This window comes from Agrobacterium larrymoorei (genome assembly GCF_013322225.1).
Classification (GTDB): Bacteria; Pseudomonadota; Alphaproteobacteria; order Rhizobiales; family Rhizobiaceae; genus Agrobacterium; species Agrobacterium larrymoorei_A.
This window is the reverse complement of sequence record NZ_JAAMFB010000022.1, coordinates 155,883-168,542: the sequence shown is the minus strand read 5'-3', so window position 1 is coordinate 168,542 and position 12,660 is coordinate 155,883. Positions and strand designations below refer to the sequence as shown.

Sequence of the window (12,660 nt, the reverse complement as noted above, 5' to 3'; positions counted from 1 at the left end):
GGGAAATGGTGGCATCAGCCATGAGCGCCTCCGAAGGATGCTTCGAGGATCCGGTTATGGTCGATCTCATCGCCGGACACCTCGGCGACAGCGCGATTTTCGCGGAAGACGTAGAGCCGGTCGCAGTTCTTCAGCTCCTCGAATTCTGTCGTATACCAGATGAAGATGCGGCCACGATCCGCTTCGTCGCGAATCAGTTGATAGACTTCCTGCTTGGTGCCGACATCGACGCCGCGCATCGGATCGTCGAGCAGTATAACCTCACCATCCGAAGCAAGCGCACGGGCGAAAAGAACCTTCTGCTGATTGCCACCGCTGAGTGAGAGGATAGGCGTATCGATTGATGGCGCCTTGACTTTGAGGCGCTGCGACCATGTCTCTGCGAGTTTATATGCTGCAGACGGCGATACGAAACCGCCCTTCTGCAGCGCATTGAGGCTGCGGATCGTCAGGTTGTCGGCGATCGACCAAAGCGGCATGACGCCCTCAACGCCACGGTCACCGGCGACGAACGCGACAGGAACCCTTCGGGTGGCGCCGTAGATCGCCCGCAGCCGTTCCCGCTGGCCGTGTCCGTCGAGGCCTGCAAAGCCGATGATTTCGCCTGGCGCCGCCCTGATTGGCAGATCCGCGTCATCGATACCTGCATGATCAACGACGAGGGCTCGAGCGCTCTTCTGCCGCAACGCTGGGCTCCGTTCGTGCGACGCTTCAATATTGCCCATCATCCCGACTAGATCGCTGCGTGTCAGGCCAGCCGTCGGCCGATCACCGACGATCGCACCATCCATCATCACGACGACGCGGTTGCAGACGGCGAGAATCTCGTTGAGGCGGTGGGTGATCAGGATACAGGCGACACCACGTGCAGACGCCGTTTTGATATAGGCCAGAAGCTGTTCTGCAGGCTTGTGACCCAGAGCCGAGGTCGGTTCGTCGAGAATGACACATCGCACCCTGGTTTCCGTCTCGGTAAAGGCACGCGCGATCTCGACCATCTGCCGCTCGCCGATGGATAGAGCGGCAATCCTGGCGTCCGGATCGATGCCGTGGCCGGGAAAGATACCATCCAAAGCGGCCGAGATCAGTGACCGTGCCCTGCGCCGCCAGCCAAAGCCGCGCAGGCTGCGGTGGATGATGCGTGTGTTTTCGGCCGCCGAAAGATTGGCGCAGAGCGAAAGCTCCTGAAAAATGCAACGCAAGCCGTTGGACTGCGCTTCAGCAGTCCCCCAGCGGTTGACGGACTGGCCGTCGTAGATGAACTGACCCTCGGTCCGCTGGATAGCGCCGGAGAGGACGTTCATCAAGGTCGACTTGCCAGCGCCGTTATGGCCGACAAGTCCAACAACCTCGCCCGGAGCAAGGGTAAAATCGACACCGACCAGAGCGTGGACGGCGCCAAAGCTCTTGCGTACTCCGCGGGCCTCGATGAGGAGACCCGCGGCAGTGCCCGCGTCAGCTTGGGAGGACAGCATAACCAGTGCCTTATTTCGGAGCCGGAACCATGGGGAGCGGCTCCTTCTTGACGTTAGCATCGATGATCTTGGCGACGAGATCCTGTGGGTATTCGGCATTCACGACGCCGCCTTCCGGAACAATCTTCAGCCATGCGTCGAGATCCGGCTGCTGGATCTGCAGGAGCGGCACTTCGACGAATTTCGGTACTTTCTTCCCGGCAAGGATTTGCTGCGCTACCCAGAAGGCAACCTGAGAAACGGAAGGCGTCGCGCCGAGCGAGAAGGTTTCGTAGCCGGTCGCGTCATGCTCTTGTTTCCACAGGGCGAGCTCATCCTGGCGATTGCCCATGATGATGATTGGCAGCTTGCGGCCGGCCGCTTTAAAAGCCTGGGCTGCTCCGTAACCGTCGCCGCCCTGGGTCAGCACGCCATCGATCTGCGGCAAAGAGGGCAGGATGCCGGAAACTTCCTTCTGCGCGACTGTTGCAGTCCACTGACCGTAGACTTCGCCGACCTTCTTATAATTGGAATGCGCAGCGAGGGCTTTCTTTACGCCTTCATTCAGGCGCTTATCGAAACCATCGCCAGCCATGCCGCGAATTTCCAGGATATTGGCCGGCTTATCGCCGAGCTTTCCGGAAATGTAATCAAGTTCTGCTTTGGCGTAGGAATCGAGATTGTAGTCGACCACATAGGCGCAGGGCTCGGTGACGCCACTAGCAAAGGCGACGACCACGATGCCAGCATCACAGGCGTCTTTGATCGCGCCGTTCAGAGCCGTATCGGAACCGGCAAGAACGATAATTGCATTATAGCCCTGAAGAATGAGGTTCTGAATCTGCGAAGCCTGCTCGGTGACGGAATTATTCGCGCTGACGACGGAGGTTTCGGCAATCTTGCCATCGGCCTTCGCCTTGGCGCCCGTCTGCTCGAAACTCTTTATCATCACCTGCCGGAACGAGTTGCCGGCATAGGAATTGCTGAATGCGATCTTTTTGCCGCTCGTGTCACCCCTTGCGACACCTTCCTGGGCCATCGCTGGGTAGGCAAACATTGCTCCAGCAAGAAGCGAGGCCGTAACGGTGCTGATTATTCCGATTTTCATGATGCATCCTCCCGGGTTTGGCCAAACCGCTGACAGCGCTCGCGGTTCTGTTCCTGCGCGAATACTACCAGTCTAACCTGATAGCTCCTCCACCGCGCACCTTTCAAAAATACATACTACCATGGTAGTGTGTCAATCCGGCTGATGGATTATCGCTTTGATTTGTGCGATGCCGTGGCAGCAGAGAGAAAGGGGCGGCGTATGACGGCAAAAAGAAAGACGAGGGCAATTGCGGAAGACGCGGATCTAGGCACACCAACATCGCCTGCCTTGCAGCCGATCAATCCGCGCCAACCGATTGCTGGCCAGATTTATGAGCGGCTGAGGCGAGCAATCACGACTCTGTCAATGCTTCCTTCAGAAGCGCTGAGTGAAAAGGAGCTCTCTCTGCAACTGGGCGTCAGCCGCACGCCTGTACGCGAAGCGCTCATTCGGCTGGCGGACGAGGGGCTGATCGACATCCTGCCACAGCGGGGAAGCTTCGTTGCCCCCATCCGCCTGCGTGACGTTGAAGAGGCTCAATTCATTCGGGAATCCCTTGAAGTTGCGGTCAGCAAGAGGCTCGCCGAAGGCTGTTCGAAGCGTTTCTTGACGGAGATCAAGAGCAATCTCTATGACCAGGAGAAGGCCGTCAATATCGAGGCGCTGGACCTGTTCCTGGAGCTTGACGAGGCTTTTCACAGAAGTTTTTGCGAGGAAGCAGGGCTTTCCAAGAGTTGGCGCGTGATCCAGGCCGTCAAGCTGCAGATGGACCGGGTTCGTTACCTCAGCCTTCCGGATCTCGGACATCTGCGCGTACTCCTTATGCAGCACAGATCGATTGTCGATGCCATCGAGGCTGGTGATGTGCACAAGGCTGGAAGCCAAATGGCGGCGCATTTACGGGAAGTGCTACATACGGCGCGTACTCTTAGCGAACAGCGGCGCGACCTTGTGGAGGACTAAACGGAAACGGACAATTGCGAAGTTTTTGGCGTTGTACCATGGTAGTATTTCGAGCTTCCACGAGCATGGGTTTGCGCGCAAGCCATAGGCGGCTGATGGTTATGAAGGAGGTAGGGCTGTTCGTTGGTTGAAAAGCGCCCTGACCATCCCGCCTTTAATCGACGGGACATAAAGCGCCAACCTTAAGCTTGGCCTACGTCTTCTGCTCTGTAAGTCAGAAAAGTACGTCGGACAGATACGCGGCAGATCAATGGTTCCGTTACTTCCGGTATTAGCGCAGCCGGCTGTGCATTGCTGAATGCTATGCGCCAAAACCGTACGCGCCTGCTTAAAAGCCTCCCAGTCAGCAACATCCGGAGCCGGGGTGATGGCGCGGATCTCCTGGCGGTCGAGACCGATGAGTGCTGCATCGACAAGATCGTCGACCTCCATCACATCCGGCACCTTGCTGATATCACCACCATGTGATCGTAGATTTCAGTGCGGGTCTCAGCTGGAAGCACGGCTTGTACGTCCACGCCTTTTGAGCCGACTCCGGCATAAAGACCCTGTGACAGCGTCGCGCGCGACCAAGACGAGATCAAGGCCGCAGGCGGTGTGCGTAGACGATGCCGTGAGGTAGTCAGCCCTTGGCCTTCAGGCTCAGCATCGGGTGATGCTCATAATGACCCACACCATTCGCCACGATTGGGTCGCGAGAGGTGAAGGATGCGATGTCCTGGTCATCGGCGATCCGGTAGATCGAGACGCCATAGCCGCCAGCTGGATCCATGACAGGACCATGGGCGACGATGACCCCCTGTTCGAGCAGATCATCAAGAAACGCGCCGTGCCCGCCCATCCATCTCTTCTCGTCGGCGCTCATCGTCGCCAGAAAATCCTCACGCGGGGGAATAAACTTGCAGAGGTAGAATTTCATCGCTGTCGCTCCGGCTTTATGTCGTGGGACCAATGGCCGCGATGAATATTCGCTGGACCGTTGACGAGCCATTGGTTACTATCAAATTCATACCTTTTCACTATTAAAATGATATCGACGTGAAGAATCTGGAAACGCTTCCCTGCCTGATCGCCAGAAGCCTAGCTCTGGTCGGCGATGCGTGGAGCATGTTAATTATGCGTGATGCCCATGCTGGCTTTACCCGTTTCGACGAGTTCAGGAAAAATCTCGGCATAGCGCCGACGATGCTGACGAGCAGGCTGGCATCCCTGACTGAAGAGGGGCTCTTGGAGAGGCGTCGCTACTGCGAACGGCCGCCACGGGACGAATATCTGTTGACGGAGGCAGGCTGTGACTTGCTGCCAGTCCTCTTCGCACTAGCCGCATGGGGCGGGAAGCACAGAGGCGGCGGCGAATTTACGCGCTTTTTCGATGCTGAAGCGGGCACCGAGATCGATCCCGTCACAATCGATAGGGCCACAAGCGCGGAGATTGGAACACGGCTTATCCGGATTGAAACGCCCGGCCTCAGCGCAGCGAAGGGATAGGCCTGAAATCGGAATCCGAACTCTCGACCCTTATTATCAGCTCAAATATAGGGCTCATAGCTCTGTGCTTACGCAATTGATCGGCCGCAACGACCGCTTCTGAACCCTTTGCGTACATCGCTAGTCTGAGCTATTTGGGACGCTTGTTTCATGTAAGGGTGCAATCGCTGACGAGGCATGAAGAGCGTCTCTCGACATATCAGGAAACGCTACGGCTACCCTTCTTCGAAAGGCAAGTGACAGAGATGCAGCATATTCCAGATGATGCGTGGGATGCTTGGGCACCGGAATTGCTCTTTGAACGCCTCCGCAATCAGAGTGTATCTTGGTACGTTGTCGGTGGCTGGGCACTCGACCTGTGGCACGGCTACCCGACACGCGATCACGAGGATTTGGAGTTCTGTGTACTCTCAGAAGATGTGGATCTCTTTCGCGCACAGTTATGCGAGTTGGATTTCTTTGAAGTCCGGGATGGCACGTTTGCCTATTTGGCTCCAGAAATGAGGCCTCGGTCAGACACTACACAATTGTGGGGAGCCGACACTGCCAACGGTCGCTGGCGCGTGGATATGATGATAGAGCATGGCACTGTGGAAGACTGGATTTACAAGCGAGATCCATCGTTCCGCTTACCCAGATCGACCGCAATCCGTGAGACCCCCAACGGGATTCCTTATCTCGCTCCTGCGCTTGCCCTGCTGTTTAAGGCAAAACACGTTCGAGCCAAGGATGCGCAAGACTTCCAAGCCGCGTTACGCAAGCTTGGCGATCAGGAAAAATCTCACCTGAGCGGTTGGCTTGAGGCAATGTATCCTAGACATGAATGGATCATGCCACTACGGAAAACGGCAGCAGACCAACCAGGCGCCCAAGCAGCCCGGTTAGCATCCATCGAAATGCCAGGGCGCGACTGAGGCTCGGTTATGAGCTTGTCAGCGTCAAAGCTCCTTGATCAACTGCTCGGCGATGCGCACGCTTAGCGCAGCTCCCGTCAATGTCGGGTTCATACACGACGCCGACGGCATAACGCTCGTCCCGGCGATGAACATGTTGGGATGATCATGTGTGCGGCAGTCGCGATCGACCACCGAGTCCGTCGGATCGTCTCCCATGCGGGTCGTTCCCATAACGTGTTGGCGGTTCTGCCATTTGACATCGGTGGACAGGACTTCAGCGTCGAGCAGTTCGGCGATCTTGTTCAGGTCCTGCAAGCCCCTGTCGCGACCGGCATTCCAGTAGTCGGTCACGCTGTAATAGAGCACTGGAACGGGGATGCCGAGCGCGTCGAACTTGGTCTTCGAGGGGGTCACGCGATTTTCCGCAAGTGGAAGTGGCTCGAAATCGATTGCCCAGTTCAGCGAGCGTGCCGAATATTTGCGGATCTGTTCGTCGAGCTTGGAGCCGAGAATGCCCTTTTTAATGAAACCCTCGGTCATTTGTGCAGTCGGCACCGTGTTGCGAACCTTGATCTTGTAGCTTGGATAGTCCCTGCGGAATTCGCCATCGCGTTGGTTGAGATAGACCAGAAGTTCGGTAGGGCCTTCGCCCGGCCACATGTCCTCTTTGGTCAGCATGTTCATGCTGATGCCGGTATGGTCCATCAGGTTACGGCCCACCTGGTCGGAGGAATTGGCAATGCCGTTTGGATATTTCTCCGAGGTGGAGATCAGCAGCAGCTTCGCGGATTCGATGCCATAGGCGGCAAGAACGAAATATTTCGCGGTCAGCCGGTGTTCGGAATTGTCCGGCTTCTTGTACCAGATGGCTGTGATCTTGCCGTCATCACCAGCTTCGATCTTGTAGACAGGCGAATTGTCGAGCAACTTGGCGCCGTGGCGTTCCGCCTCATCGATATGCATCGAACCGTCGTATTTTGCACCGATGGGACAGACGGGATTACAGTTGTTGTTACCTGCACAGATGGGCCGGTTGCCGTAGGGACGCGAAGCACGGCCATGCGGCTCCAGAACCGGATTGAAGCCACCAACCAGTAGCTTTTCGGCCAGTGTGTCGAACATGTATGTCGAGTTCAGCTGCTTCATCGGGAATGGCATGGAACGTGGCGGCATGGGGCCGCCACCCTGCCCGCTTTCGTCCTGGCCATCCGTTCCCGTAACACCAAGTTCGAGTTCGGCCTTGTTGTAATACTGTTCGAGATCGTCGTAGCCGATTGGCCAGTCACGGCCGCGCCCGTAGAGCGTCTGAATCTTGAAATCGTTCGGGATCATGCGCCACAGCGCCGAGCCGAAGTGCCAGGTCGTTCCACCGACAACGCGCAAATACGAAGTGTTGTACTTCACCGGGCCTTCGTATTGCAGATAATCGCCATAAGTGGATGGCGCATGCGGCAGGCTGGGAAAGGGCGAACCAGCACCTTGCAGCTTGGCATTGGCAAGCGAGAGTTTGACCGGAGCGTTACGATAAGTCTCGACGATCTCGCGGCGATTAACGCGCGGACCGGCTTCCAGCACGATGACCTTTTTACCGGCCTTCGCGAGATTGGCGGCGACGATGCCGCCCATGACGCCGGAGCCGATGACGATCAGATCGGCATCATAAGATGTGTTAGCCATTTTTCGTTCCTGTCAGATTTTGCTGCCGGGCTTGGGTCCCCAGGCATTTGGGCCGGGACCATAGGAGGGAATGGTCAGAAGGCCTCTGGTCGGGCGATACATCAGCGAATCGGCATAGGTGATGAGTTCGGCGTCTTCCGGCTCGCCAACAACGCCGAGATACCAGGCAGAAACAATCTTGGTGGCGGTCTTCATCAAAGCCGGATCGGTGCCCGAAAGAGCGAGAAAACCGTCCATGTTCGGCACGCCTGACTTTTTGATCAGGGCAAAAAGCGCCGCCATGCTGGCATCTAGGTCGGCATCGCGTTTTCTCAGTGCCGCCAGAAAGCGCGCGCCGAGTACCGGATCGAGCGTGTATCCAGTCAGGAATTCCGACAGCTGAGTGAAGGATGCGACGGCGTCATCACCTGCAGCGGCAGAAAGGGGACCGGCCAAATCGGCCAGCAGCGCCAGCCCCGCCACAGAAACCGTTGTGCGCAGGAGGCCGCGGCGCGAGACGTGATGGCCGAAACTGGCGTGGAGGGAATTATCGGTAGGCATCAGGACCTCCTGAGGAGCGTTTAATGCTGAAATGAGGGCGCGCTTCAGGCGCGGGCTGAGTGTGAACGACGACGCCCCAACAATAGCCATGCGGCCAATGCCAAGACGATGATTACAGCCGCGATTGCCGCAGGGGCTGCGAGTGGTGCCAGTCGGACGATCAACGGCTTTTCACCACCTTCGCGAATGACTGCGACATCGGCCTCGCTGACTTTGACAGCTGGATTGCCGTAACTGGCCAGAACATAATTGCTGACATCTGCGATATCCTTGTCGGACAGTCTGTCCGTATAGGAGGCACCTGGCCCGAAGGCCGGCATGAAGGCGACGTTTTCACCAACCGTTCGATGCAGCCCGTACAGGATGGTGGCAATCAAGTTGTCGGGACGAGACGCTCCAGTCGCGGTATTTTTTAACAGCGACGGATAATGGAGATTACCTTGCCCTTCCGGCTGGTGACAGGAAGCGCAACTGCCGCTGAAAATATGAAACCCGTTTTCATTCGGAGCCTGCCCTGGCAGACCGCGCAATGAGGCCTCGATCTCGGTGGATGGCTTTCCGAAGTCGTCCCGGGCCTTCAAGTCGGCAGAAGCAATTGCCGGGACATCGCGGAGATATGTTACAATAGCCTTGATGTCGTCGTCGGGCAAATGCTGGAAGCTCTGCTCTATAGCTTCGGCCATCGGTCCTGCCGCCTGCGCCTTGCCCGCCACATTGCCCGTCTTGAGGTACTGCGTGAGATCGGCATCCGACCAGTCACCAATTCCTGCGATCTTGTCAGACGTGATGTTGGGTGCGAACCATGGGCCGACAGCACCACCTGCAAGCGGCTGGCTGCCGTCTTCTGCCATCAGGCCATTGCGCGGCGTGTGGCAGGTCGCGCAATGCGTCAGTGCTTCGGCAAGATAGGCGCCGTGGCTCCACTCCGCTGACTTGGCGGGGTTTGGCTGGAAGCGGTTTTTATCAAGGAAAAGCAGGTTCCACACCGTCATGGATGTGCGGATGGAGAACGGGAATGGCAGGTCTGTTTTTTGAGGTTTGTGGTCGTCCGGCTTCACATCGCTCATAAAATACGCGTAGAGCGCCTTCATGTCGGCATCCGTGATTTTGGCATAAGCCGTATAGGGCATGGCCGGATAGAGATGGCTTCCATCCTTGGCCACACCATCGCGCACGGCCCGGGCAAAATCCGCTTCGCTGTAATTGCCAATACCAGCGGTCTTCGATGGGGTGATGTTGGTCGAGAAGATCTGGCCGAGCGGCGTATCGATCGCATAACCACCGGCGAAAGGCGCGCCACCGTGAGGGGCGGTATGACAGGCAGCACAGTCTGCCGCTGTAGCGAGATAACGCCCGCGGGCCACAAGGTCCGGATTGGCTATCGTCATGTCCTGCGCCTGCGCTGCGCCCGAAACGGCTGCAAGCGCGGTCAGACAGAGGAGAAAGGGGCGCAAAGGGGGAGGAAGCTTAGGCATAGGCAGTGCGCTTTCATCAAGCATGAACAATCATTGCCGGACCAGACTTCTCCTCCCGAGAGCAAGGCTGGTCCATGTGGCAGGTGTCCACGCGATTGCATCGAAAAACCATCACTCTCCTCGAAACATTTGGGTAAAATGCTTATTTCGAGTGGGGCATTGGTAGCTAGCGGACGTGTCGATGTGTCGCGGAGACAATTTGATCCCGGACATATCGCCGGGGTGGTGGCTTTGAAAATCAATATGTCATAGAAGCAGCTTTCACCTTGGATGAAAGCATGCAGAAGTTCGATTTCACCGATCTCAAGATTTTTGTGGCAGCGGTTGATCGCGGCAGCCTCTCGGCGGCGGCAGAGGAAAGCAATCTCGTCGTTGCGGCGCTGAGCAATCGCCTGAAGCGTCTGGAAGGCGCGTTCAATCTCGAGCTTTTCGAGCGAACGGGACGTGGGATCAGGCCGACTTTGGCCGGGCACATGTTTGCCCGCCACGCCAGAACGATACTCGACGATGCACGCAAACTCGAGGTGGATCTTGAGGCATTTGCCGAAGGACGGAGTGGCAAAGTTCGCCTGTTGTCCAACACGAACATGCTCTCGGAGCATATGCCGCAGGCGCTAGCGCCTTTTCTGAGAGACAACCCCGACATATTCGTGTCGATGAAAGACAAACCCAGCCACGAGGTCGTTAATCTGCTGCGCAACGGCGAGGCAGACATTGGGGTGGCCGCCGCATCTGCCGATATGACGGCGCTGGAAAGATGGAGATTCGTGCGCGACAAGCTCGTATTGATCGTACCGGCCACTTCGCCTCTGGTCGGCTCGGTAGGCTTCTCGACAATTCTGAATGCGTCCATAGTCGGACTACCGGAAAAAGTGGCATTGTCGCAATTCCTCCGTCGCTTGGCCAACGAGTTAGGTCGTCGGGCTAACATCCGCCTGCGATGCGAGAATTTCGAATCTCTCAGCCGAATGGTCGAAAGCGGCGTCGGCGTTGGCATCGTCCCGCAGACGGCGGCCTTGCGATACGGTCGCACAATGAATTTCCGCATCGTTCAAATCGACGAACCGTGGGCCGAAAGAGAGCTGTATCTGTGCGTTCGAAACAAGTCGCACCTGCCCCGCTAAGCAGCGAAACTGTTGGACCACCTCCTGCAATATATGGCGAACCATGATAGGCCAGCGTTCTAACGCGGCTTTATTTTTTAGACGACGCACTCTCAAGATTGGTTGGGGCTCAACGCTGCGACGCCAGCATCCGTCAGCCATTCGAGGCGATGCTGCCACTATATGGTGCCCAAACGAGGTGTTCCTTGATCATCCTTGCAGGATGACCCGCTATTACTGGTTTCGCTTCAACAACTCTCGTGACTATGGACCCGGCCCCATCAACTGCTTTTGCCCCAACCTTAGGGAACTTAATCTTAGGGCTGCAAACCCGCGCATCGCGCCGTATTGCGGATATGCGCTTCCATCTCGCTGCGGGCCAAGATGCCATCGTTTGCTCTCAGCGCGACGATAATGCGGCGATGTTCTGCAATGGATTGCCGCATTCGTTCCGGATCCGTGATCGGAATGGGCTGGCGCTGGGTTTCAGTAACCTGATCCCGCACTGTCTGGTAAAGCGCTTTGAGCATGGTGTTGGAGCAGGCCGATACGATTATGCCATGAAATTCCAGATCGGCATCGACATTGGCAAGCAAATCCTGATTGGCCCAACAATCCTCCATGGTCTTGGTCGCCTTTTCCATCTTTTCCAGCTGTGTCTGCGACAGCCGCCCAGCGGAAAGGCGGGCGATCTCACCTTCGAGAAGGATGCGGGTCTGGAAGACGTCAAAGACGGAATAGCTTTCGGAATAACGCCAAGGCGCCATTCCTGACTGGCCAGCCGCTCCATCACCAGCGGCCACGAACGTTCCGCGCCCGGCTTCCGTTTTCAACAAACCCAATGTCTCAAGCGTCAGCAAAGCCTCGCGCAGGGATGCCCGGCTGATGCCCAACTTTTGGGAGAACTCGCGCTGCGACGGAATTTTTTCGCCTGCTTTCAATTGCCCGGCCTGAATCATAGCCTGGATTTCGCGGGCAATCGATTGTGGCACAAGCGTTTTGTTGAGCATTCGATCCCTGTCCCTAATAGCCGCCCCCGGCTCTTCCGATATATTTTTTAAGTAACATCTTGCAAAGCAGAAAAGCGCGTGCTTGTTTGGTCGGACTGGTCTGACCAGTTAGGCCAACGTAGATTGGCTTAAAATATAAAACAAGGGGTTCTCGAATGCTTCACGTTTCGCGCATCAAAAGCACACTTCTAGCCGGGCTGGTCTCAGCGCTTGGCGTATTCAACGTTCAGGCTGCCGATCTGACGGTCGGCGCCAATATCGGCAACGTCCCATGGGAATTCGAAGATGCCAGCGGCAAGGTGACGGGTTTCGAAGTCGATCTCGTCAACGAAATTGCCAAGCGTCTTGGCAAGTCGGTGGAATTCGTCAATACGCCGTTCAACGGCCTGTTTCCGGCCGTGCAATCCGGTCGCATCAACATGGCGATTTCCTCGATTACCATCACGGAAAAGCGTCTGGCATCCGTGACCTTCGCACAGCCCTATTACGATAGCGACCAGTCTTTGACGGTGACAGCCGCCTCCGGCATCACCGGCCTCAAGGACATGAGCGGCAAGGTCGTCGGCGTCGATACCGGCTCGACAGGTGACATGTGGGCGGAAGCCCATAAGGCCGAGTACAAGCTTGGCGAAATCCGCAAATTCGAAGGTCTGCAGCCAGCCATGCTCGACCTCGTCGCTGGTCGCATCGATGGATATATCTCCGACATTCCAGCTCTGCTCTATTACGCCAAGGACAAGCCGGAACTGAAGGTAGTCGAGCGTATCCCGACTGGTGAGAAATATTCGATCATGTTCAACAAGGGCGATCCGCTGGCGGAAGACGTCAACAAAATCATCACCACGCTGAAGGGCGAAGGTTTCATAGCCAAGCTGCACGAGACATGGTTCGGCGCAAAGGCCGAGGACACGACATCGACGGTCGCCGTTCTCGACATGCCGGAGGCCAAGTAAGGCTTAAACAG

General features: G+C 56.8%; 13 protein-coding genes. 5 read left to right on the top strand and 8 right to left on the bottom strand.

All coding sequences use genetic code 11. The annotated features are described in order from the left end of the window. Positions 1 to 14: 14 nt before the first annotated feature. Together G6L28_RS14125 and G6L28_RS14120 are read right to left on the bottom strand one after the other, a co-directional pair. Positions 15 to 1,475 carry a sugar ABC transporter ATP-binding protein gene (locus tag G6L28_RS14125; RefSeq protein WP_174064464.1) on the bottom strand — a complete coding sequence of 487 codons (1,461 nt, stop codon included), beginning with the start codon at positions 1,473 to 1,475 and terminating at the stop codon, positions 15 to 17. Positions 1,476 to 1,485: 10 nt separating this feature from the next. Next, entirely contained in the window at positions 1,486 to 2,562 is a 1,077-nt protein-coding gene (locus G6L28_RS14120; protein ID WP_174064463.1) for an ABC transporter substrate-binding protein, read from the bottom strand. 201 nt (positions 2,563 to 2,763) lie between these two features. On the opposite strand from G6L28_RS14120, the gene G6L28_RS14115 reads away from it, so the two are divergent. Then, on the top strand, positions 2,764 to 3,507 hold the full coding sequence (locus tag G6L28_RS14115; RefSeq protein ID WP_174064462.1) for a GntR family transcriptional regulator: 744 nt from the start codon (positions 2,764 to 2,766) through the stop codon (positions 3,505 to 3,507). Positions 3,508 to 3,606: 99 nt separating this feature from the next. On the opposite strand, the gene G6L28_RS23130 is transcribed toward G6L28_RS14115, so the two are convergent. Together G6L28_RS23130 and G6L28_RS14105 are read right to left on the bottom strand one after the other, a co-directional pair. Next, entirely contained in the window at positions 3,607 to 3,939 is a 333-nt protein-coding gene (locus G6L28_RS23130; RefSeq protein WP_202033626.1) for a hypothetical protein, read from the bottom strand. A 190-nt stretch (positions 3,940 to 4,129) separates the two neighbouring features. After that, entirely contained in the window at positions 4,130 to 4,426 is a 297-nt protein-coding gene (locus tag G6L28_RS14105) for a YciI family protein (RefSeq protein WP_174064461.1), read from the bottom strand. Positions 4,427 to 4,545: 119 nt separating this feature from the next. Here G6L28_RS14105 and G6L28_RS14100 point away from each other — a divergent pair, with 119 nt between their 5' ends. Continuing rightward, positions 4,546 to 4,995, top strand: a complete 450-nt coding sequence (locus G6L28_RS14100) for a winged helix-turn-helix transcriptional regulator (protein ID WP_174064460.1) — start codon at positions 4,546 to 4,548, stop codon at positions 4,993 to 4,995. A gap of 245 nt (positions 4,996 to 5,240) precedes the next feature. Beyond that, positions 5,241 to 5,909 (top strand): nucleotidyltransferase domain-containing protein, encoded by a 669-nt coding sequence (locus tag G6L28_RS14095; RefSeq protein ID WP_202033624.1) that lies wholly within the window; start codon positions 5,241 to 5,243, stop codon positions 5,907 to 5,909. 24 nt (positions 5,910 to 5,933) lie between these two features. On the opposite strand, the gene G6L28_RS14090 is transcribed toward G6L28_RS14095, so the two are convergent. The 3 genes from G6L28_RS14090 to G6L28_RS14080 are packed head-to-tail and all read right to left on the bottom strand — an operon-like array spanning position 5,934 to position 9,607. Then, positions 5,934 to 7,568: a GMC family oxidoreductase gene (locus tag G6L28_RS14090; protein WP_174064459.1), complete on the bottom strand. Its 1,635-nt coding sequence runs from the start codon at positions 7,566 to 7,568 to the stop codon at positions 5,934 to 5,936. Positions 7,569 to 7,580: 12 nt separating this feature from the next. Beyond that, positions 7,581 to 8,108 carry a sugar dehydrogenase complex small subunit gene (locus G6L28_RS14085; RefSeq protein ID WP_174064458.1) on the bottom strand — a complete coding sequence of 176 codons (528 nt, stop codon included), beginning with the start codon at positions 8,106 to 8,108 and terminating at the stop codon, positions 7,581 to 7,583. A gap of 44 nt (positions 8,109 to 8,152) precedes the next feature. Next, the gene (locus G6L28_RS14080; protein WP_234902575.1) at positions 8,153 to 9,607 is read right to left on the bottom strand and encodes a c-type cytochrome; all 1,455 of its coding nucleotides are present in this window, start codon (positions 9,605 to 9,607) and stop codon (positions 8,153 to 8,155) included. A gap of 254 nt (positions 9,608 to 9,861) precedes the next feature. Here G6L28_RS14080 and G6L28_RS14075 point away from each other — a divergent pair, with 254 nt between their 5' ends. Continuing rightward, positions 9,862 to 10,707 (top strand): LysR family transcriptional regulator, encoded by an 846-nt coding sequence (locus G6L28_RS14075; RefSeq protein ID WP_174064457.1) that lies wholly within the window; start codon positions 9,862 to 9,864, stop codon positions 10,705 to 10,707. Between the two features lie 296 nt (positions 10,708 to 11,003). Here G6L28_RS14075 and G6L28_RS14070 read toward each other — a convergent pair whose 3' ends face one another. Further along, positions 11,004 to 11,696 carry a FadR/GntR family transcriptional regulator gene (locus G6L28_RS14070; protein WP_174064456.1) on the bottom strand — a complete coding sequence of 231 codons (693 nt, stop codon included), beginning with the start codon at positions 11,694 to 11,696 and terminating at the stop codon, positions 11,004 to 11,006. A gap of 155 nt (positions 11,697 to 11,851) precedes the next feature. Between G6L28_RS14070 and G6L28_RS14065 the strand changes: the two genes are divergently transcribed. Beyond that, complete coding sequence (locus G6L28_RS14065; protein WP_174064455.1) at positions 11,852 to 12,649, top strand: ABC transporter substrate-binding protein; 798 nt, start codon at positions 11,852 to 11,854, stop codon at positions 12,647 to 12,649. Positions 12,650 to 12,660: the final 11 nt, after the last annotated feature.